Origin of the sequence: Streptomyces nojiriensis (assembly GCF_017639205.1) — a bacterium.
GTDB classification, from domain to species: Bacteria; Actinomycetota; Actinomycetes; order Streptomycetales; family Streptomycetaceae; genus Streptomyces; species Streptomyces nojiriensis.
Genome location: NZ_CP071139.1, coordinates 7,411,545 through 7,431,623, shown reverse-complemented (window position 1 = coordinate 7,431,623; position 20,079 = coordinate 7,411,545). Strand labels below are relative to the sequence as shown.

Genomic DNA, 20,079 nt, shown 5'->3' with positions numbered 1-20,079 from the left:
TGGGGTGAGGGGTCGGGGTCATACCTGGTTCTCCGACTGGGCCAGTCCGAAGCCCCGTTGGAAGGCGGCCATCAGGCCCGGGTCGTGCACCGGCTGCTCGGGGTCCGCGGCCCGCCGGGGGGCGGGGGCCTCGCGCAGCTGGGGCGCGAGGTGCTCCTGGGCGCGGCGCCGGGGCAGCCGCGGCCGGTCGACGGTGACGGGCGCGCCGGGTGCGCCGGGCGCGGGACCGGCGGCGGGCGCCGGTTCGGGCGCGGGCGCCGACCAGGTCACCGCCCCGGCCGGCGGACCCGGCACGGGCCCGACCCGGGGATCGGCCGCGGGCGCGGACCAGGCCACCGCCCCGGGCCCGTCCGTCTCCCCGGACCGGGGCGCGGGCAGGGACGCCGGACGGGGCCGGGGCACGGGCCGCGACGCGGGTTCCGGCGGGCTCGCCGCTCCGGTCCCCGGCCGCGTACCGGTGCCGGCCGCGGGTACCGGCACGGGGTGCGGCTCGGGGTCGTACGGGGCCGCGGCCCCCGGGCCCGCGGAGGCCTGCCGGGCTTCCGGCGGGGGCGTCTGCAGGGGCACGCGCACCGGCTCCAGCGGCGGCACGGCCGACCCCTGCCCGGTCCCCCACGAGGTGGCCCGCGAGCCGCCCGCCGCATCGGCCGCGGTGGGCGCCTCCGCGCCCAGCAGCTCCTGCGGCAGCACCAGCACGGCGAGCACACCGCCGTAGATGTTCGACTTGAGCTCGACGGCGATCCCGTGCCGGCGGGCCAGCGCCGACACCACGAACAGGCCGATCCGGCCGTCCGCCAGCAGGTGCCGCACGCTGATCTGGTCGGGGTCGCCGAGCAGGGCGTTCATCCGGTGCTGCTCCTCGGCCGGCATGCCCAGTCCCCGGTCCTCCACCTCGACCGCGATGCCGGCGGTGACCCGCTCGGCGCGCAGCACCACGTCGGTGTCGGGGGCGGAGAAGACCGTGGCGTTCTCGACGAGTTCGGCGAGCAGGTGCACCACGTCCGCGACGGCGTGCCCGCGGACGCTGCCGCCGGCCGGGGGCACGACCTTGACCCGGGTGTACTGCTCGACCTCCGCGACCGAGGAGCGGAGCACCTCGCTCAGGTCGATGGGCCTGGTCCACTGCCGGCGGGACGCGGCGCCGCCCAGCACGGCGAGGTTCTCGGCGTGCCGGCGGATTCGGGTGGCGAGGTGGTCGACGTGGAAGAGCTCCTTGAGGAGGTCCGGGTCCTCGACCGTGTCCTCCAAGTCGTCCAGCAGCGAGATCTCGCGGTGCACGAGGGACTGGAGCCGGCGCGCGAGGTTGACGAAGACCTCGACCTTGCGCTCGCTGTCGGTCGGGACGGCCGGGCCGGCCAGCCGCAGGAGGGTCGTGTGCGCCTGTTCGCGGGCGCCCCGCAGCTCCTGGGAGAGCAGCCAGAACTCGTCCATCCCGGCCGGATCGCCGCCGGGCAGCGGCGAGCTCGGTCCACCGCGCACCGGGCGGGGCGGGGTCTCGCCCCGTTCCAGCCGGTCGGCGGCCGTGCGCAGCTCGCCCCGGCCGCGCACGCTGGAGCGGCGCAGCGCCTCGCACCGGTCCCGTACCGCCTTGGCGGCGCGCTGGGCTCCGAGCAGGGCGGCGGCGAGGGCGCCGACCACGAGGAGGGCGCAGCCGGTGAGTACCGGCCACAGCCGGGCGTCGCGGTCGCCGGCTCCCCCGCCGAGCTGGAGGGTGAAGATCACTGCGGCGGCGCCGCTGAGCCCGGCGGCGAGTGTGGGCAGTACGGCGGCGCGCACCAGCTGAGGCCGTATCTGCCGCGCGGGACCGGTGACGGCCTGTCTCGACGGGGCATGGCGGGCGGCGCGGAGTCCGGACATCTGGGCGTCCTCGGTACGTGGGGCCCGGCCCCCAGCGTTCCCGGGGCCCGGTGTTGATCACCGAATACCCACGCTAGACCCCATCGCAGCACCCCGGACCGCCAGTTGGCGAACTTCGCGGGGGTGCTTCCCGCTCCCGGTGGAGCGCTCGCACAGCAGCCCGAATGCGCCGGTTGGACCCTGCGGACCGCCCCGGCGGCGCCTCTCGCCCACCGGCACCGGTCGCCGGACCGTCGGCGGTACGGGCCGAGGGCACCGAATCGGGAGGACCCCCAGGAGTGCGTCCCGTGGGGGTCCTTCCACGGGCTGCCCGCCGCCCGGCCCGGTCGGGACGGCCGGTTCTCCCCGATGCCCCGCGTTACGAGCCGACGGACTCCGACTTCTCCTGGCCGTCGACGGCCGCGGACGCCACCCGGGCAGGAGCCGCCGCCGCGCCCGCCCCGAGCGGCGGTACGGACACCCGGCCGTCGAGGGGACCGCCCGCCGCCCCTCCGGCGACGAAGGGCCGCCACCACGGTGCGGCGGGCGCGTCCGCCGAGCCGGGCTCGAAGGGCTGCCCCGGGATGGGGAGCGCGATGGCCGCGCCCGCGTTCTGCGACGCGGTCAGCGTGCCCTCGCCGGGCTCGTCCCACGGGTGCAGGGCCAGGTTGAAGGTGCCCCAGTGGATCGGCAGCATCGTCCCGCGGGGGGTGCCGCCCTGCAGGTCGAGGTGGGCGCGCATGCCCTCCTCGGGCGTCATGTGGATGTCGGGCCAGTACTCCGAGTAGGCGCCGATCTGGATCATGGTGGCGTCGAAGGGCCCGTGCTCGGCGCCGATCTCCTCGAAGCCCGGGAAGTAGCCGGTGTCCCCGCTGTGGAAGATCCGGTGCTCGTCGCCCGCGACGACCCAGGACGCCCACAGGGTGTGCTGCTGGTTGCGCAGACCGCGGCCGCAGAAGTGCCGTGCGGGGGTGGCCGTGAGCGAGAGCCCGGCGATCTCGGTGCTCTCGTTCCAGTCCAGCTCGCGCAGCCGGTCGGCCGGTACGCCCCAGCGCTCCAGGTGCGCGCCGACGCCCAGCGGGACGGCGAAGACCGTGTCCGTACCGGCCAGCGCCTTGATCGTCGGCAGGTCGAGGTGGTCGTAGTGGTCGTGCGAGATGACCACGACGTCGACCGTGCCCAGTGAGGCCAGCGGGACCGGTACGGGGTGCAGGCGCTTGGGGCCGGCGAACGGGAAGGGGGAGCACCGCTCGCCCCACACCGGATCGAACAGCACCCGGCGCCCGTCGATCTCCGCGAGCACGCTGGAGTGCCCCATCCAGGTCAGCCGCAGGCCGCTCGCGGGCGGCTTCGCCAGGTCCGCGAGGGTCGTCGGGTGGACCGGGATGGGCGCGGCGGGGCTGCGCCGCACCCGCTGCTCCCGGTGGAAGTAGATCTTGGCGAACTCGGCCATCGACCCCGAGGGCCTGTTCCGGGCCCCGACCGGGTTCTGGAAGACGCCGTCGGCGAAGTTCGGCGAGCGGCGGATCCGCTCCAGCCGGGCACCGGACGGGTCCGCACCGAAGGCTTCGGGCCGCAGGGCACGCAGCCGCGGACGCAAGGGACGGGAGCCGGTCAAAGCGCCTCCAGGGAGGATGGGGTCAGGATGGTCGTCGGTCTACGACCATCCCAACGCACACCGGCCCCGAAGGATTCCGCTGCCGGCTCCCGCAGCCCGCTACAGCGGCAGCAGGTCCGGCCGCTTCGCCTCGACGTGGTCCCCGGAGGACTCCCCGCGCAGCCGCCGGCCGATCCACGGCACGAGGTGCTCGCGCGCCCACTGGATGTTGTCCCGGGTCACGTCCACCGAGCCGCGCGGCCGCTGCGGGGGCCACGGCTGGTCGGGGTCGGCCGGCACGTCCAGCCCGAGCACCTGCGCGGCGCGCAGCGCGACCCGCGTGTGCCCCTCGGGCGAGAGGTGCAGCCGGTCCGTGTCCCAGGCCCGCCGGTCCTGTACGGACTTCAGCGACCAGAGGTCGAGCACCGGGCAGTCGTAGCGGTCGGCGATGGCGCGGACGTGCGCGCTGTACGTCGCCACCTTCCCGCGGAGGTGCTTGAGCACCGGTACGCCCCGGGTGTCGAAGCCCGTGGTGATCATGACCTGGCCCACGGCTCCGGTGAGGTCGGCCACGGCCGCCTCGAACCGCTCCGCCACGTCGTCCGGGTCGGTGCCGGGCCGGATGATGTCGTTGCCGCCCGCACAGAAGGTCACCAGGTCCGGTGCGAGGGCCTTGGCTCTCGGGAGCTGGTCGGCCACGATCTGGTCGAGGAGCTTCCCCCGCACCGCCAGATTCGCATACCGGAAGTCATGCTCTTCGCGCTGATCGGCCAGGAGCACGGCGAGCCGGTCCGCCCAGCCGAGAAATGAATCCCCGGGTCCCGGGTCCCCCACGCCCTCGGTGAAGCTGTCCCCGATCGCCGCGTACGAGCCGATGGTCTTGAGTTTCGTCGTCGTCGCTGCCACGAGAACCCATACTTCACTCCCGTAACCAACCTACGCCAACGTAATGAGGGGTTGACGGACCGTGATCTATACCACGCGGGGGATAAGGAATAAGTACACGTGAGGCCGGGACCCCCCTCGGGTCCCGGCCCCACGCGTGTCGGTGCTCCTGCGGCGGGTGCCGTCAGAGGCTCGCGCCCTTGGAGCGGAGGTAGGCGATCGGGTCCATGTCCGAGCCGTAGGACGGGGTCGTACGGATCTCGAAGTGGAGGTGCGGGCCGGTCGAGTTGCCGGTGGAGCCGGAGAGGCCGATGGCCTGCCCGGCGGTGACGCTCTGGCCGGAGGAGACGGAGAGCTGGGACAGGTGGGCGTACTGGGAGTACTTGCCGTCCGCGTGCCGGATGACGATCTCGTTGCCGTACGAGCCGCTCCAGCCCGCGGAGACCACGGTGCCCGCACCGACGGCCTTGACGGTGGTGCCCATGGCGGCGATGAAGTCGACGCCGGTGTGGTAGCCGGAGGACCACATGGCGCCCGCGACCTTGTACTGGGTGGAGATGCCGCCGCTGACCGGGGCCACGAAGCCGCCGGCGGACTGCGGCGCGGCGGCGGGGGCCTCGGCCTGGGGCTCGGCGGCGGCCTCCCGCTGCGCCGGGGCGGCCTGCTCGGCCTGCTTGCGGACCGGCTTCGGCGCGGCCTGCGCGGCCGGCTCCGCGTCGGCCTCGGGGGCCGGGGCGGCCTCGGCCTCGGCCGGAGCCGCCTCGCCGGGACCGCCGATGTTCAGCTTCAGGCCCGGGTGGATCAGCGACGGGTTGACCCCGACGGCCTCGCGGTTGTCGGCGTACAGCCGCTCCCAGCCGCCGGACAGGTGGCGCTCGGCGGCGATCTTGGAGAGGCAGTCGCCCGGCACGACGGTGTAGACGGTCGGCGCGGCCTGCGCGGCGGCGACGGGAGCCGCCTGCAGAGCGACGGGAGCCTGCGGGGTCACCGCGGTCGCGGCGGCCGGGGCACCGGCCGCGTGGGCGCCGGCGGCGCCGATCAGCGGCAGCACGAGGGCCGCGCCACCGGTTCCGGCGACGGCGAAACCGCGGGAAAGGGAAAGGGACTTGGGGCGGCGGTGCTTACCCTTTGCAGGCATGACGAATTCCTCTCCGGCGCCTGCGAGGTGAGCTGTCGGGTTCGGACTGGAGATGTCCGGCCGTACATGTACGGGACACGCACGACTTCACCCCGAGCCGTCCCGGTGAATTGATCTCCGGGTCGGCGGCTTACCTGGTTCCCCCGCTCCTGCCGCGCGAAATAGGTCGGATGCGGTTTCCGGGAGGCGGCAGGATTTGGCGGTCCACCCGGATCGATCGCGAAGGTAATCCCTTGCGGCCGCACGGAACAAGCCGTGAATTCCCTGACGGAATAACAGGCATGAGGGACCGCCGGAATTACCGTCACCCTCCGTCCATTCCGCACCGGCAACAACCGCCCCGGCGGGGCCATTCGCCTTTAGTGATCAGGCACTCACGGTCACCGTATGATCTGGCTCACGGGGGCGTGCCCGATCTCGCCTCCGGATATGGCAAGTTGGCGCCAAGCAGTGCAATTCGGACAGAGGGCCCACGACGTGGCGGAGGAGTTGCTTTGACCCAGCAGATACAGGAGCCGGAGCTGTCCGGAGTGCGCAATTTCCGCGATGTGGGCGGATTGCCGACTTCTGACGGACGAACGGTCAGGGCGGGACGACTGTTCCGAAGCGGACATCTCGCACATGCCACCGAAAGCGACGCAGAATTCCTCGCCTCGCTCGGCCTCCACACCATCTTCGACTTCCGCAACGGCGCCGACCACGCGCTGGAGGGGCCGGACGTCGAGCTGCCCGGCGTCCGGAACGTCAACATCCCGCTCTCGGACCCGGCCGACGGGCGGGAGTTCTGGCGGCTGGTCCGCGACGGCGACCTCGTGCAGCTGCGCGAGCTCCTGGGCGACGGCAAGGCCGCGGCCCGGATGTCGAACTCGTACCGCGGGATCATCGGGCAGCGCACCGCCGAGCACAGCCGGGTCGTGCACGCCCTCGCCGAGGACAGCGTCCCCGCGCTCATGCACTGCGCGGCCGGCAAGGACCGGGCCGGCCTGTCGATCGCCGTCACCCTGCTCGCGCTGGGCGTCGAGCGGGAGGCGATCGTGGCGGACTACCTGGAGTCGAACGCCCCGCACCGCCGCTACCGCGTGCGCCGCACCGACGAGTCGGAGGGTGCCCGCTCCCCCGAGGTGATGGAGCTGCTCGCGCCGCTCTTCGACGCCCGCGCCGAGTACCTGGTGGCCGCCTTCGACACCATCGACGAGCTCTGGGGCGGGGTCGACCGCTACCTGGCGGAGGGCCTCGGGCTGACGCCCGAGACCCTCGACCGGCTGCGGGACCGACTGCTGGTCTGACGCGGCGGGGGCCGGTTCCCCCACGGGGTGGGCGGGCCGTCAGCGCGTGGCGACGGCCTGCTTCACCAGCGTCCTGCCGAAGTCCCAGATCAGCCCGGAGCCGCCGTGCGCCTCGTCCATGACCTCGCGGAAGGCCCCGACGAACCGGTCCACGTCCTGCTCGTCCACGATCAGCGGCGGGATCAGCTTGATCACCTCCAGGTGGTCCCCGGAGACCTGGGTGAGGATCCGGTGCTTCTGCAGCAGCGGCACCACGACCATCTGCGCGAAGAGCCCCTTGCGGGCCGCCTGCAGCATGGTCCACCGGCTGCGCAGGCCCAGCGAGGACGGCCGGCCGAACTCGATGCCGATCATCAGCCCGCGCCCCCGCACCTCGTGCAGCAGCTCGTACTCGTCCACCAGCGCGGCGAGCCGCCCGCGCAGCAGGTCGCCCATGGCCCGGGCGTTCGCCACGACCTCCTCGTCCTCCATGACGGACAGCACCGCGAGGCCCGCCGCCATGGCCTGGGCGTTGGACCCGAAGCTCGCGGAGTGCACGAGCACCCGGTCCATGGACGAGTAGACCTTCTTGAAGATCCAGTCCTTGCCCAGGGTGGCGCCGACCGGCACGTAGCCGCCCGACAGCGCCTTGGCCACGCACACCAGGTCCGGTTCCACGCCCGGCTCGTGCTGGTACGCGTAGAAGTCCCCGGTACGTCCGAGGCCGGTCTGCACCTCGTCCGCGATCAGCAGCGCCCCCCGCCGGTGCAGCATCTCCTGCGCGGCGAGCAGGAACCCGGGCGGGGCGGCCAGGACCCCCTTGCCCTGGATCGGCTCGACGACGAAGGCGGCCACGTCCCCGCGCTTCAGCTCGCGCTCCAGGGCCGCGAGGTCCCCGAGCGCGATCCTCGTGTCGGGGAGCAGCGGTGCGAAGCCGTCGCGGAAGCCGCCCTCCCCGTTCACCGAGAGGGAGCCCGCGGTCAGCCCGTGGAAGGCGTGGTCGCAGTAGAGGATCCTGGCGCGCCCGGTGGCGTACCGGGCGAACTTCAGGGCCGTCTCCACCGCCTCGGTGCCGCTGTTGCCGAAGAAGACCCGGTCCAGGTGCGGGCTGTACGAGAGCAGCTTCTCGGCCAGCAGCCCGGGCAGCGGCTGGCAGTCGAACCGGGTCAGGTCGGCGAGCTGGGCGTCCAGGACGTCGTGCAGGGCGCGGCGGACGACCGGGTGGTGCCGGCCCAGGCCCATCACCCCGAACCCGGCCAGCATGTCCAGGTAGTCGTTGCCCTCCGCGTCCCAGAAGTGGGCGCCCTCGGCCCGCTCGTAGACCTTGTCGAATCCGATGGTGTGCAGCATCCGGGGCAGCTGGTGGTTGAGGTGCCGGGCGTGCAGCTCGTACCGCTCGGCGCCGCGCTCGGCCAGCAGGGCGCCGAGGTCGAAGCCCCGGCCCCGGCCGCCCGCCCCCTCCTCCGCCGGGGTCATGCCGACGCGTCCCGGTTGCCGCCGATCGTCTCCCGGGCCGCGCGCAGGGTCTCCTTGAGGGAGCCCATGGTGGCGAGGACGGCGGTGGGCTCGTAGCCGCAGTGCGCCATGCAGTTCGCGCAGCGCGGGTCCTTCCCGCGGCCGTACTTGTCCCAGTCGGTGTCATTGATGAGCTCGCGGTACGTCGGTACGTAGCCGTCGCTCATCAGATAGCAGGGGCGCTGCCAGCCGAAGAGGGAGTAATTCGGAATGGCCCAGGCCGTGCAGGGGAAATCGACCTTTCCTTCCAGGAAGTCCAGGAAGAGCGGGGAGTGGTTGAGCCGCCAGCGCCGCCGGTTGCCGCCCGCGAAGGCCTTCCTGAAGAGTTCCCGGGTCTGTTCGACGCCCAGGAAGTGCTCCTGGTCGGGGGCCTTTTCGTAGGCGTAGGCGGGCGAGATCATCATTTCGTCGACCTGGAGGTCGTCATTGAGGTAGTTGAGTACCTCGATGATCGTCTGCGGGGTGTCGGTGTTGAAGAAGGTGGAGTTGGTGGTCACCCGGAACCCGCGCTTCTTCGCCTCCTTGATGGCGGCGACCGCCTCGTCGAAGACGCCTTCCTTGGCCACCGACTCGTCGTGGCGCTCGCGCAGACCGTCGATGTGCACGGCGAAGGCGAAATACGGGGACGGGGTGAACTTCTCGATCTTCTTGCGCAGCAGCATCGCGTTGGTGCAGAGGAATACGTACTTCCGCCTCGCCACCAACTGCCGGACGATCTCGTGGATCTGCGGGTGCATCAAGGGCTCGCCGCCCGCGATGGACACCATGGGCGCACCGGACTCCAGTACGGCGCCGACCGCCTGGGCGACCGGCATGCGCTGCTTGAGCACCCCGGCCGGGTGCTGGATCTTCCCGCACCCCTCACAGGCCAGGTTGCAGGCGTAGAGCGGTTCCAGTTCGACGATCAGCGGGAACTTCTCGCGCTTGCGGAGCTTCTGTTCGAGAAGATACGTCCCGACCCTGATGGACTGGCGCAGCGGCATGGCCATCTGGCTCACCTCCTGGGGAGCAGCAACGAACGGTGCCATTCATGAAACGCGGGCAGTACGGCACGCAGGACACGGAAGGCCGATATTCCCCCGCGCACCGTGCCGATACGGACGAGCTCGTGCTCCGGAGCGTCCACGATCACCCGGACGGCCGCAACCGGACGGCCGCCGCCGCGGGTGGCGGTCCACAGGGTGGCCGCGGACTCCATGTCGACCGCGATGGCGCCGGTGGCGCGCAGCTGCGCGCGCTCCTGGCCGCGGACGACGTGGTCGGATCCGGTCAGGGCGCCGCGGTGGACGGTCCGGCCCGGCACGGCCCGGGCCAGGGCCTCGGCGAGCAGGGCGCTGCCGGTGCAGGTGACGGTCCCCAGCGGGTCGCGGGTCTCCTCGGCGACGACCAGGTCCCCGGGGTGCATGCCGGGGACCAGCCCGGCGCAGAACCCGGTCGCGAGGACGGCGGCGAGGTCCATGCCCGGCCGGCCCAGTGCCCGGCCGACGGATCGCTCGGCCGCGCGCGGGCCCATCCCGGTGCGCAGCAGGACGTGCCCGCCGGCCGGTCCGTGCCCCGGGCCGCGGCAGGAGCTGCGCAGCGCCGCCTGCTCGATGCGCAGCGCGCAGGCCACCAGCAGCGGGTCGGGGCCGCGGGCCCGGTCCCCGCCGTCGGCGGGCATCACGCCTCCCCGGCGGCTGCCGGGTGCGCTCCGGCCGGGGCGAACGGTTCCCCGTACAGGTAGCGGCCGAGCGCGGTGAGCGGGAAGACCTGCCGGTACAGGTGGTAGTTGATGGAGAAGTCCCAGGGGAAGCCGGTGCCGGTGAAGTACGGCTCGTCCCAGGTGCCGTCCTCCTTCTGGGTCTGCACCAGGTGGGCGATGCCCCGCTCCACGGCCCTGCCCGCGCGCTCACCGGCCGACAGCAGGGCCATCAGCGCCCAGGCGGTCTGCGAGGCGGTGGAGGCGCCCTTCCCGGCCCAGGACGGGTCCTTGTAGGAGCGCTGGTCCTCGCCCCAACCGCCGTCGTCGTTCTGTACGGATTCCAGCCAGCGCACGGCCCGCCGGATCGCGGGATGACCCGGGGAGATCCCGGCCGCGGTGAGGGCCGGGACCACCGCGCCGGTGCCGTAGACGTAGTTGGTGCCCCAGCGGCCGAACCAGCTGCCACTCGCCTCCTGTTCCGCCAGCAGCCAGGCGATGCCGCGGCGGGTCCGGGCGTCTCCCGCGCGGCCCTCGAAGGCGAGCATCTCCACCACGTGGGCGGTGACGTCGGCCGAGGGCGGGTCGATGACCTCGCCGAAGTCGCAGAAGGGCAGCTTGTTCGGCAGGGGGCTGGTGTTGTCGGCGTCGAAGGCGCCCCACGCCCCGTTCCTCGACTGCATGCCGAGGTTCCACGACACCCCGCGGGCGATGGCCGCCTCGACCCGGGCCGGGTCCGGGTGCCTGATCCGGCGCAGGGCGAGGACCACCTCGGCCGTGTCGTCGATGTCGGGGTAGGTGTCGTTGTGGAACTCGAACGCCCAGCCGCCGGGGGCGAGCCCGGGTCGGCGCACGGCCCAGTCGCCCGTGCGGACGATCTCCTCGCCGAGCATCCAGTCGGCCGCCTTGACCAGCGCCGGGTGGTCGGGGCGCAGGCCCGCGTCGGCCAGGGCGATCGCGGCGAGGCAGGTGTCCCACACCGGGGACTGGCAGGCCTCGATCATCCGGGCGCCGTCCGCGCGCCACACGGCGAACCGCTCCAGGGACTCCAGTCCGGCGCGCATCACCGGATGCCCGAGGTCGTAGCCGAGCAGGTGCAGGGCGATGACCGAGTACACGGCGGGCGGCTGGATCCCGCCCCAGCAGCCGTCGTTCTCCTGGCGTTCGACGATCCAGCGGCCGGCGCTGGCCATCGCGGCCTTGCGCAGTCGGCGCGGGGCGAACCGCCGGTAGGCGTGCAGGGCCTTGTCCATCCGCTGGAAGGCGCCGTCCCAGCTGGTCAGCGGGGCGAGTCTCCTGGCGGGGCGGGGTGTACGGGCGTCGGTGTGCAGTTCGTCGAGGGCGAAGGGGGCCGGGCGGACCGGGCGCAGTGCGGAGACCACGGTGAGCGGGACGATGGTCTGGCGGGCCCAGCAGCCGAAGTCGTAGATGTTCAGGGGCACCCAGGGCGGCAGGAAGACCAGCTCGGGCGGGAGTTCGGGCAGGTGGTCCCAGCTCCACCAGCCGAAGAGGGCCAGCCAGATCCGGGTGAAGACGCGGGCGGCGGCGATCCCGCCGTGGGCCCGGATCCAAGCCGAGGCCCGGCTCATGTGCGGGGAGTCCGGAGCGTCCCCGGCGAGGCGCAGTGCGACGTAGGCCTCGATGGTGGCGGACAGTTCGGGCGGTCCGCCGTGGAAGGTGGCCCAGGTGCCGTCCTCGCGCTGTTCGCCGCGGATGAAGAGGGCGGCGGCCCGGGTGGTGGCCTCGTCCCGGATCCCGAGGAACTGCCGCAGGAGCAGGTCCTCGGCGTCCATGGTGACGTTGGTCTCCAGGTCGCCCTTCCACCAGCCTTCGGGGTCCTGGCGGTCCAGGAGGTTGCGGGTGGCGCGCGCGGCGGCCTCGTACACCCCCGGCCGGGTGCCTTCCGGCGGCCGGGGCAGGTCCGCGGTGGTCCGGCCCGGCCGGTCGTGCCCCGGGCCGGGGGACGGGTCCGCGGTGAGGGCACGGCCGCCGCCCCGGCCGGTGTTCGGCGCGGGCGGGCCGCCCGGCTTCGCCGCGGGCGGCATCGTGGCCACACCCTGCCGGCCGGCGGGCGGGGCCAACGGCCCCGGTTCGGCCGTCGGCGGGGCGGAACGGACGCCCTGCGCGCCGGCCGTGCCCGGCGGGCCGTACTCGGCCCGCGTGCCTGCCCGGCCCGCACGGGACGGGGCGGGCGGACCCGGTTCCGCGGCCGGACCACGGGCGCGCCCCACGCCGGGGCCTGCCGGGAGGCCCTGGGCCCCCGGGGTGGATTCGCTGCCGGCGCCGGCGCTCTCGGCGCTGCCGTCGGTCGTCGCTGTCATGGCTTCCCCTTAGAACAGTGTCCTGTGCTGTGCTGGGGTCTGCCGTCGGCCGGTGCGCACCACGCTCAGGTGGCGGCGCCGGCCGGCGACTCGCGATTCATATCCGCTGTCGGGTGGCGATCACCTCTTGCGCACGACGACGAAGTCCGCGAGGGCCACGAGCTGGTCGCGCACGCGCTGCGGCATGTCGACGTCGTCCAGGGCCCGGATCGCGACGGCGTGCTGGCGGCGCGCCTCGTCGGCGGTCCACCGGCGGCCGCCGGCGGCCTCGATGAGGGCCGCCCGGGCGGCGAACTCCTCCTCCGAGAAGTTCTCGAAGTCGCTGCTCTTGGCGTCGGCGGCGAGCAGTTCGGCGAGCTGCTCGGAGGCCTCCCCGCCGGCCGCGAGGGCGGCGACCACCGGCAGGGACTTCTTGCGCTGGCGCAGGTCGCTCCAGGTCTGCTTGCCGGTCGCCTCCGGGTCGCCCCAGATGCCGAGCAGGTCGTCGACGGCCTGGAAGGCGAGGCCCAGGTGGTAGCCGTACTCCTCCAGCTTGTCGGCGGTGCGGTCGTCCGCGCCGCCGAGCACCGCGCCGATGGAGACCGCGCAGGCGAGCAGGGCGCCGGTCTTGTTGCCCTCCATCTCCAGGCACTCCTCGACGCTGACGCGCTCGCGGTGCTCGTAGGAGATGTCCTGCGCCTGGCCGTCGATGAGCTTGCGGCTGGCGGTGGTCAGGCGGCGCGTCGCGCGGCCCGCCTCGACGGTGCCGAGCTCCAGCAGCACCTCGTTGGCGAGGGCGAACAGGGCGTCGCCGACCAGGATCGCGAGGGCCGGGCCGTGCACCTTCCACACGGTGTCGCGGTGGCGGCGCTGCTCGTCGCCGTCCATCAGGTCGTCGTGCAGCAGCGAGAAGTTGTGCACGAGCTCGACCGCGACGGCGCCCGGGATGCCGACCTCGGCCGCGGCGCCCGCGGCCTCGGCGGAGAGCAGCGCGAGCGCGGGACGCACGGCCTTGCCGCCGTCGCCGTCCGCCACGTTGCCCTGGGCGTCGATCCAGCCGAAGTGGTAGGCGGCGACGGTGTCCATCGGCGCCGCGAGCCGGTCGACGGCGGCGCGGAGCGCGGGGGTCGAGAGCGTACGGCCGCGTTCCAGGAGCGCGATCGTGTCTGCCTTCTCCACGCCCCCTCCGGCTGTGCCCACACTGGCATCCGTGTTCTCGACAGCCGGGTTCCCCGGGTTCACTGGCTCTCCTCTTGTTCCTGTACGTGCTGTGCCGCTGGTGCTGGTGGTGCCGGTGCTACTGATGGTGCTCGTCATGCCGCCTCCTGCAGAGGGTGTTCGCGGTGGCGGCCGAGCGCGGCGAGTGCGGCGTGGGCCGCGCTCAGTCCGCTCCGGACGGCGCTCTCCATGGTCGCGGGCCAGCCCGTGGCAGTCCACGCACCGGCGAGGTAGAGCCCCGGCGTGTCGGTGCGCGCCCCGGGGCGCAGCCGGCCGACGCCGGGGGTGGGGGCGAAGGTGGCCGTCCGCTCCCGGGTGACGAAGAAGTCCCGTACCTTGGCGTCGCGCGCGGCGGGCAGCAGCCGCTCCAGCTCGGGCAGGTACTTGGCGCGCAACACCGAGACGGGCTCGTCGATGTCGTCCTGGGCGACGGACTGGGACAGGGCCAGGTACTGGCCGCCGTCGGGGAGTCCGGAGGATTCCGTACGGTCGAAGACCCACTGGACCGGGGAGCCGAGGGCGGCGAAGAAGGGCTGCTTGAGCACCTTGCGGTCGTAGACCACGTGGACGTTGAGGATGGGCGCGGTGCCGATGTCCAGGAGCTTGTCGCGGTCGGGGAGGGCGTCGGCGGGCAGCAGTCCGTGCGCCTCGCGCTGCGGGACGGCGAGGACGACGGTGCCCGCCTCCAGGGACTCGTCCTCGGTGTCGATCCGCCACGCCCCCTCGGACATGCGGGAGATGTCCGTGACGCGGCTGCGCAGCTCGGTGCGTACGCCGGCCGCGTCGAGCGCCTTGCGGGCGAGGGTGTCGTGCAGTTCGCCCAGCGGTACCCGGGCCCAGCCGATGTCGGCGGCGCCCTTCTCGGAGAGCAGGCCGGTCTTGAACACCATGGCGGCCAGGCCGAGCGAGGACTGCTCGGCGGTGGCGTTCAGGGTGGCGATGCCGACCAGGTCCCAGAGGGCCTCGATCGTACGGGCGGACTGCCCGTAGCGGCCGAGCCAGGTCGCGAAGTCCACGCCGTCCAGCGCCGGGTCGGTGGGGTCCAGGCGGCGCAGCGCGAGGGCGGCGCGGCCGACGCTCAGCCGTTCGGCGAGGGAGAGGTGCGGGTAGCGGGCGAGCGCTCCGGCCAGGTGCAGGGGCACGGGCAGGGCGCTGCGGCGCAGCCGTCCCAGGCGCGGTCCGCCGGGGCGGGCGACGTCCAGGACGGGTACGTCGAGCCGGTCCTGCAGGGGCGCGAGGGCGGCGCCGTCGACGCGGTCGAGGAACCACCGGTAGGCCGTGCAGCAGCGCAGGTAGACGTGCTGGCCGTTGTCGACCTCGAGGTCGCCGCGCTTGAAGGAGAAGGCGAGCCCGCCGAGCCGGGGGCGGCCCTCCAGCAGGGTGACGCGGAGCCCGGCGTCGGCGAGTTCGAGGGCGGTGGTGACTCCGGCGAGTCCGCCGCCCACGACGACGGCGTGCTGTTCGAAGCCGGTCATGCGCCCTCCCCCGTGGTGCGGTGGCCCTCCGGGCCGGCCGGTCGGTCCTGCGCCGGCGGGGCCGCCCGGTGTGCGGCGGCCCGGCCCGCGTGGCCGCGGCCCGCCGGAAGAGACGCACCCGCCGCCGGGGCGGTTGCCCGGGCGCCGTCCCGGCCGGGACGGCCCGACGGGCGCGGGCGGGTGGGCGCCGCGGCGACGGCGGCCGGACGGGCTGCCGCCTCCGGAAGCGGGGTGATCGTGGTCATCAGGCTCGCCTCCGGGTGTTCTGGCGGGAGACGGTCCGCGCGTCGAGACCGGACAGGCCGCGCACGGCGACGTACGCCTTCTCGTGCGGCGGCAGCGACACGCGGCCCCGCAGCACCGCCTCCGGCTCCCGCTCGATCCGGTCCAGCAGGCGCCGGTAGATGCCGGCCATGGCGGCCACGCAGGCGCCGCTGCGCCGGTCGAGCATCGGCAGCAGCCGGTAGCCCTCGGCGAACAGCGCGCGGGCGCGGCGCACTTCGTGGTGGACGAGCCCGGCGAAGTCGGCGCCGGCGGGCATCCGGTCGCTGTGGAAGCCGTCCGAGCAGCCGAACTTGGCGAGGTCCTCGGCGGGCAGGTAGGTGCGCCCGTTGCCGGCGTCCTCGCGAACGTCCCGGAGGATGTTGGTGAGTTGCAGGGCGAGGCCGAGGGTGTCGGCGTACTCCCCGCCGCGCGCGGCGTCGGCCGCGGCGAGGCCCGGGCCGTTCACCGTGCCGAAGACGCCGAGCGAGAGCCGCCCGATGGCCCCGGCCACGCAGCGGCAGTAGGTCTTGAGGTCGTCCCAGGTCTCGTAGGTCTCGCCGCGGACGTCCATCAGGACCCCGTCGATGAGCTCGTCGAGGCCGCCGAGCGGGATCGGGAAGCGGCGCGCGGCGTGCGTGAGGGCGACGGCGACCGGGTCGGTGTCGTCCTCGTCGACCTCCTCGGCGAGGATCCGCCCGAGCAGGGCGCGCGTCTCCTCCAGCCGGGCGAACTTGGCCTCGGGCGCCAGCGTGCCGTCGCCGATGTCGTCGACCCGCCGCGAGAAGGCGTACAGCGCGGACATCGCCTGCCGCTTGTCGGTCGGCAGCAGCCGGATGCCGTAGGCGAAGTTGCGTGCCTGTGAACCGGTGACGGCCTCGCAGTAGCTGTAGGCGGCCTGGACCGGTGCGGACACGTGTGTGGGGCCCTCCACGGTCGGGCTCACCCCTTTCTCGGCGCTGTGCGCAGGACGGCGGCCACCTCGCGGAGCAGGCCGCTCTTGGTGGGCTTGGGCGGGCCGGGGAGTACGTCGAATCCGGCGGCGGTGACGGCTCGCAGAGCCGCACGCCCCCCTCCCACGAAGCCCGCGAGCAGCAGCCGGAGTCGGCCGTGCACGCTGCCCACGAGCGGGGTGCCTTCGTCCAGCAGCTCGCGTGCGCGCTCGGTCTCGAATGCGATCAGGGAACGTACGGACGCGCCGGCGGACGGGGCCGCGAGCTCCGCCTCGGTCACGTGGAAGCGGCGCAGGTCCTCGGCGGGCAGGTAGATCCGGTCGCGGCCGAGGTCCTCGGCGACGTCCTGGATGTGTTCGGCGATCTGCAGGGCGGTGCAGACGGCGTCGGAGCGGCGGATCCGTTCGGGGGTGCTGGTGCCGGTGAGGGAGAGCACCAGGCGGCCGACCGGGTTCGCGGACAGCTCGCAGTAGCCGACCAGGTCGGCGTACGTCCCGTAGCGCGCGACCCGCTGGTCCTGGCGGTTGGCCTCGATCAGGGCGAGGAACGGCTCGGGGGTCAGGCCGTGGGCTCGGACGACGGGCCGCAGGGCGAGCAGGAGCGGGTGGCGGGGCGGGACGCCTGCGGCGCCGAACACGCGCATCAGGTCGGCCTCGAGGGCGTCGAGCATGGCGAGCCGGTCGTCGACCGCGGCGGGGTCGAGACCGAGGAGTACGGCGTCGTGTCCGCCGGGGGCGAGGTCGCCGTCGCCGATGTCGTCGACGAGGCGGGCGTACCCGTAGACGGCCGTCAGCCCGTCGCGCCAGGCGCGGGGCAGGAAGACGGGGGCGACGGGGAAGTTCTCCGCCGCCGCCTTGTCGAGGGTGGCACTCACGTGGGCCGTGTCGGCCAGGGGTCGGATGCCGTGCCCCGGGGTCACCGCCCGCCGCCCGGGGCGGGGACGGCCGTCGTGCCTGGGGGCCGGAGAATTCCCGTAGCCATTGCCGTCACATCTCCCGTTCTACACTGCCGACCCATTACATCCTATTTCGGACACGCCGCCGGGGGATTCCCCGGGCTGCCCCAAGGCCCTTCACCTGCGGGGAATCGTCCCCTCTTGCCGCGATTGAGGACCGCCTCAGCTTACGCTGTAGAACGTCGCGGAGCCCTCCCGGGTATTCGCTCCGCCACCGAATGTCGCCGCGAAATGCGAGAACACGATTGAGGCCCCCGCCGCGCTGAGCGGCGGGGGCCTTCGGGTGAAGCGGAAAAGCGCCGGAAGAGGGCGCCGCGCGACCCGGAGGTCAGCCGTTGGTGGCCTTCTCGTATGCCGAGACGACTTCCTCGGTGGGGCCGTCCATCAGGAGCTCGCCCTTCTCCAGCCACAGCACCCGGTCACAGGTGTCACGGATGGACTTGTTGTTGTGGCTCACCAGGAAGACCGTGCCGGCCTTCTGCCGCAGTTCGCGGATCCGGTCCTCCGAACGCACCTGGAAGCTGCGGTCACCGGTGGCCAGGGCCTCGTCGATCATCAGGACGTCGTGGTCCTTGGCCGCCGCGATGGAGAAGCGCAGGCGCGCCGCCATACCGGAGGAATAGGTGCGCATCGGCAGGGAGATGAAGTCGCCCTTCTCGTTGATGCCCGAGAAGTCGACGATGCTCTGGTATCGCTGCTTGATCTGCTCGCGGCTCATACCCATCGCGAGACCGCCGAGAACGACGTTCCGCTCGCCGGTGAGGTCGTTCATCAGGGCCGCGTTGACACCCAGCAGCGAGGGCTGGCCGTCGGTGTAGACCTTGCCCTCCTCGCAGGGCAGCAGGCCCGCGATGGCGCGCAGCAGGGTGGACTTGCCGGAGCCGTTGGAGCCGATGAGGCCGATCGCCTCGCCGCGGTAGGCGGTGAAGGAGACGCCGCGCACGGCGTGGACCCGCCGGACGCCCGGGGCGTCGCCCTTCTTCCGGCGGACTATCTTGCTGAGCGCGGCGGTGGCCGCGCCCTTGCCGCTGCTGCCGGTGTTGACCCGGTAGACGATGTGGACGCCGTCCGCGATCACGGTGGGGACGCGCCCCTGGGTGTTGTCAGCCACGGCCGTAACGCTCCTCAGACTTCCAGAAGTACACGAAGCCACCGATGCCGATCACCGCGGCCCAGCCCACGGCGAAGGCCCACACGTGCGGAGGCAGGTTGCTCGCCGCGTAGTCGTCGATCAGCGCGAACCGGATGAGGTCCATGTAGATCGCGACCGGGTTCCACAGCAGCAGGTCGCTGATCCACGTGGGCTGGTCCTTGAGGTAGATCCCGATCGGGAACATGACGCCGGACGCGTACATCCAGGTGCGCATCACGAACGGCATCAGCTGCGCGAGGTCGGGGGTCTTGGAACCCGCCCGCGCGAAGATCATGGCGAGGCCGGTGTTGAAGACGAACTGGAGCGCCAGCGTCGGGACCACCAGCAGCCAGGAGAGCTGCGGGTAGTTGCCGAAGCAGATGGCGATCACGAAGACGACGATCATCGAGTACAGCAGCTGCTGGAGCTGCTGCAGCGAGAAGGACACCGGCAGGGCGGCGCGCGGGAAGTGCAGCGCCCGGACCAGCCCGAGGTTGCCCGAGATCGCCCGGACGCCCGCCATCAGCGAGCTCTGGGTGAAGGTGAACACAAAGATGCCCATCACCAGGAACGGGATGTAGACGTCCTTCGGCATCTCCCGGCCCGCTTTGAGGATCAGGCCGAAGATCAGCCAGTAGACGACCGCGTTCAGCAGCGGGGTCGCCACCTGCCAGACCTGGCCGAGCTTCGCCTGGCTGTACTGCGCGACCAGCTTGGCCCTGGAGAAGGCCATGATGAAGTGGCGCCGGCCCCAGAGCTGCCGCACGTACTCGCCGAGGCCCGGCCGGGCGCCGCTGACCGAGAGGCCGTACTTCCTGGCGAGCTCCGCGGCGCTCAGCCCCGCGTCGTCGGACAGCGGCCTGCTCGTGGCGAGGGCGCCGTCGTGGGTTGTGTCACTCACAAGTTGAAACTTTCGTCTTCAAGATGCGGCCAGGTGGGCATCAGGCTGGTGGCTCGAGGCCCGTGATCGCGTCATGTTCCCAGACGCGGGCTGGTCAGATGACAGGAGGTCGGCCCAGCCGGGTCAACCGCCAGACCGTTCGCCATCTCATCGGGCGGCGGGGTCCGCAGGGAGTGGTCCATCCCTCCCGGAAACCACCGAACCAGGCCTTGAGCGCGGGTGCCGACGGCCTGCGTACGAGCGTCAGCAGGAGCCAGACGCCCAGGTAGACCGGGACCAGCGGGGCGGGCAGGTTGCGGCGGGCGAGCCACACCCGGTTACGAGCCACCATACGGTGGTAGACCGCGTGCCGGGAGGGGGCAGTTGTCGGGTGCAGCAGCACCATGTCCGAGCGGTAGTCGATCAGCCACCCTGCGTCGAGCGCCCGCCAGGCCAGATCGGTCTCCTCGTGCGCGTAGAAGAACTCCCCCGGCAGCGCTCCGACCTGCTCGAACACCGTCGTGCGGACGGCGTTGGCGCCGCCCAGGAACGTGGTCACGCGAGAGGACCGCATCGGATCGGAGGCGCGCAGCCGCGGCACGTGCCGGCGCTGGGTCCGGCCGGTCTCCGGATCGGCGATCCGGAAGCTGACGATCCCGAGCGCGGGGTCCTCGGCGAAGGCCTGCCGGCACAGCTCGGCGGTGTCGGTGCGCTCCAGCAGACCGTCGTCGTCGAGGAAGAGCAACACGTCCACGTCGCTGCCACCGGGGCCGAAGGCCTCGATGCCGACGTTGCGCCCGCCCGGGATGCCCAGGTTCTCGGGCAGGTCGATGCTGCGGACGCCCTCGGGCAGGCCGGTGACCTGCACGCCCTGGCCCACGACGACCACGTCGACGGGGGGGCCGTCCTGGCGGGCCACCGAGTCGAGGAGCGCCTTGAGCTCGTCGGGCCGGTTGCCCATGGTGATGATCACGGCGCCCAGCCGCAGCGG

Annotated in this window: 17 protein-coding genes and 1 riboswitch; of the genes, 1 reads left to right on the top strand and 16 read right to left on the bottom strand. The window is 73.0% G+C overall.

Features of this window, described 5'->3' with window-relative positions; genetic code table 11:
• Positions 1-18: 18 nt before the first annotated feature.
• The 4 genes from JYK04_RS34330 to JYK04_RS34315 all read right to left on the bottom strand — a co-directional run bounded on the left by JYK04_RS34330 (position 19) and on the right by JYK04_RS34315 (position 5,456).
• The gene (locus JYK04_RS34330) at positions 19-1,857 is read right to left on the bottom strand and encodes an ATP-binding protein (protein ID WP_189741242.1); all 1,839 of its coding nucleotides are present in this window, start codon (positions 1,855-1,857) and stop codon (positions 19-21) included.
• A gap of 358 nt (positions 1,858-2,215) precedes the next feature.
• Positions 2,216-3,454, bottom strand: a complete 1,239-nt coding sequence (locus tag JYK04_RS34325) for an MBL fold metallo-hydrolase (RefSeq protein ID WP_189741239.1) — start codon at positions 3,452-3,454, stop codon at positions 2,216-2,218.
• A gap of 99 nt (positions 3,455-3,553) precedes the next feature.
• On the bottom strand, positions 3,554-4,339 hold the full coding sequence (locus JYK04_RS34320) for an SGNH/GDSL hydrolase family protein (RefSeq protein ID WP_189741235.1): 786 nt from the start codon (positions 4,337-4,339) through the stop codon (positions 3,554-3,556).
• A gap of 163 nt (positions 4,340-4,502) precedes the next feature.
• Positions 4,503-5,456, bottom strand: a complete 954-nt coding sequence (locus tag JYK04_RS34315; protein WP_189741231.1) for a M23 family metallopeptidase — start codon at positions 5,454-5,456, stop codon at positions 4,503-4,505.
• A gap of 2 nt (positions 5,457-5,458) precedes the next feature.
• Positions 5,459-5,635: riboswitch (cyclic di-AMP (ydaO/yuaA leader) on the bottom strand.
• A 315-nt stretch (positions 5,636-5,950) separates the two neighbouring features.
• On the opposite strand from JYK04_RS34315, the gene JYK04_RS34310 reads away from it, so the two are divergent.
• On the top strand, positions 5,951-6,742 hold the full coding sequence (locus tag JYK04_RS34310; protein WP_189741227.1) for a tyrosine-protein phosphatase: 792 nt from the start codon (positions 5,951-5,953) through the stop codon (positions 6,740-6,742).
• Between the two features lie 39 nt (positions 6,743-6,781).
• Here the strand turns inward: JYK04_RS34310 and JYK04_RS34305 are convergent, their stop codons facing one another.
• The 12 genes from JYK04_RS34305 to JYK04_RS34250 form a co-directional block, all read right to left on the bottom strand.
• A complete protein-coding gene (locus JYK04_RS34305) occupies positions 6,782-8,197 on the bottom strand; it encodes an aspartate aminotransferase family protein (RefSeq protein ID WP_189741224.1) in 1,416 nt (471 codons plus the stop codon).
• On the bottom strand, positions 8,194-9,225 hold the full coding sequence (gene hpnH, locus JYK04_RS34300) for an adenosyl-hopene transferase HpnH (protein ID WP_189741222.1): 1,032 nt from the start codon (positions 9,223-9,225) through the stop codon (positions 8,194-8,196). Before hpnH ends, JYK04_RS34305 begins: the two co-directional genes overlap by 4 nt.
• A gap of 5 nt (positions 9,226-9,230) precedes the next feature.
• Positions 9,231-9,896, bottom strand: a complete 666-nt coding sequence (locus tag JYK04_RS34295) for a phosphorylase family protein (RefSeq protein WP_189741220.1) — start codon at positions 9,894-9,896, stop codon at positions 9,231-9,233.
• The gene (gene shc, locus JYK04_RS34290) at positions 9,896-11,959 is read right to left on the bottom strand and encodes a squalene--hopene cyclase (protein ID WP_189741440.1); all 2,064 of its coding nucleotides are present in this window, start codon (positions 11,957-11,959) and stop codon (positions 9,896-9,898) included. The genes JYK04_RS34295 and shc overlap by 1 nt, the downstream gene beginning before the upstream one ends.
• A gap of 396 nt (positions 11,960-12,355) precedes the next feature.
• Entirely contained in the window at positions 12,356-13,531 is a 1,176-nt protein-coding gene (locus JYK04_RS34285) for a polyprenyl synthetase family protein (RefSeq protein WP_189741218.1), read from the bottom strand.
• Positions 13,528-14,907 (bottom strand): hydroxysqualene dehydroxylase HpnE, encoded by a 1,380-nt coding sequence (gene hpnE, locus JYK04_RS34280; protein ID WP_189741215.1) that lies wholly within the window; start codon positions 14,905-14,907, stop codon positions 13,528-13,530. Before hpnE ends, JYK04_RS34285 begins: the two co-directional genes overlap by 4 nt.
• Positions 14,904-15,152, bottom strand: a complete 249-nt coding sequence (locus tag JYK04_RS34275) for a hypothetical protein (RefSeq protein ID WP_189741212.1) — start codon at positions 15,150-15,152, stop codon at positions 14,904-14,906. The genes hpnE and JYK04_RS34275 overlap by 4 nt, the downstream gene beginning before the upstream one ends.
• A complete protein-coding gene (hpnD, locus tag JYK04_RS34270) occupies positions 15,152-16,114 on the bottom strand; it encodes a presqualene diphosphate synthase HpnD (protein WP_189741209.1) in 963 nt (320 codons plus the stop codon). The genes JYK04_RS34275 and hpnD overlap by 1 nt, the downstream gene beginning before the upstream one ends.
• Complete coding sequence (gene hpnC, locus JYK04_RS34265; protein ID WP_373297467.1) at positions 16,111-17,022, bottom strand: squalene synthase HpnC; 912 nt, start codon at positions 17,020-17,022, stop codon at positions 16,111-16,113. The genes hpnD and hpnC overlap by 4 nt, the downstream gene beginning before the upstream one ends.
• 382 nt (positions 17,023-17,404) lie before the next feature.
• A complete protein-coding gene (locus tag JYK04_RS34260; RefSeq protein WP_030010274.1) occupies positions 17,405-18,187 on the bottom strand; it encodes an ABC transporter ATP-binding protein in 783 nt (260 codons plus the stop codon).
• Positions 18,180-19,109, bottom strand: a complete 930-nt coding sequence (locus JYK04_RS34255) for an ABC transporter permease (protein WP_189741203.1) — start codon at positions 19,107-19,109, stop codon at positions 18,180-18,182. Before JYK04_RS34255 ends, JYK04_RS34260 begins: the two co-directional genes overlap by 8 nt.
• Positions 19,110-19,203: 94 nt before the next feature.
• Positions 19,204-20,076 carry a glycosyltransferase family 2 protein gene (locus JYK04_RS34250; protein ID WP_189741436.1) on the bottom strand — a complete coding sequence of 291 codons (873 nt, stop codon included), beginning with the start codon at positions 20,074-20,076 and terminating at the stop codon, positions 19,204-19,206.
• Positions 20,077-20,079 lie beyond the last annotated feature (3 nt).

What these genes read in the sequence shown, in the direction of transcription:
- JYK04_RS34305 (WP_189741224.1), bottom strand. Translation starts at nt 8,197, where the DNA reads ATGACCCCGGCGGAGGAGGGGGCGGGCGGCCGGGGCCGGGGCTTCGAC.
- JYK04_RS34285 (WP_189741218.1), bottom strand. Translation starts at nt 13,531, where the DNA reads ATGACGAGCACCATCAGTAGCACCGGCACCACCAGCACCAGCGGCACA.
- hpnH (WP_189741222.1), bottom strand. Translation starts at nt 9,225, where the DNA reads ATGGCCATGCCGCTGCGCCAGTCCATCAGGGTCGGGACGTATCTTCTC.
- hpnE (WP_189741215.1), bottom strand. Translation starts at nt 14,907, where the DNA reads ATGACCGGCTTCGAACAGCACGCCGTCGTCGTGGGCGGCGGACTCGCC.
- JYK04_RS34315 (WP_189741231.1), bottom strand. Translation starts at nt 5,456, where the DNA reads ATGCCTGCAAAGGGTAAGCACCGCCGCCCCAAGTCCCTTTCCCTTTCC.
- shc (WP_189741440.1), bottom strand. Translation starts at nt 11,959, where the DNA reads ATGCCGCCCGCGGCGAAGCCGGGCGGCCCGCCCGCGCCGAACACCGGC.
- JYK04_RS34295 (WP_189741220.1), bottom strand. Translation starts at nt 9,896, where the DNA reads ATGCCCGCCGACGGCGGGGACCGGGCCCGCGGCCCCGACCCGCTGCTG.
- JYK04_RS34275 (WP_189741212.1), bottom strand. Translation starts at nt 15,152, where the DNA reads ATGACCACGATCACCCCGCTTCCGGAGGCGGCAGCCCGTCCGGCCGCC.
- JYK04_RS34330 (WP_189741242.1), bottom strand. Translation starts at nt 1,857, where the DNA reads ATGTCCGGACTCCGCGCCGCCCGCCATGCCCCGTCGAGACAGGCCGTC.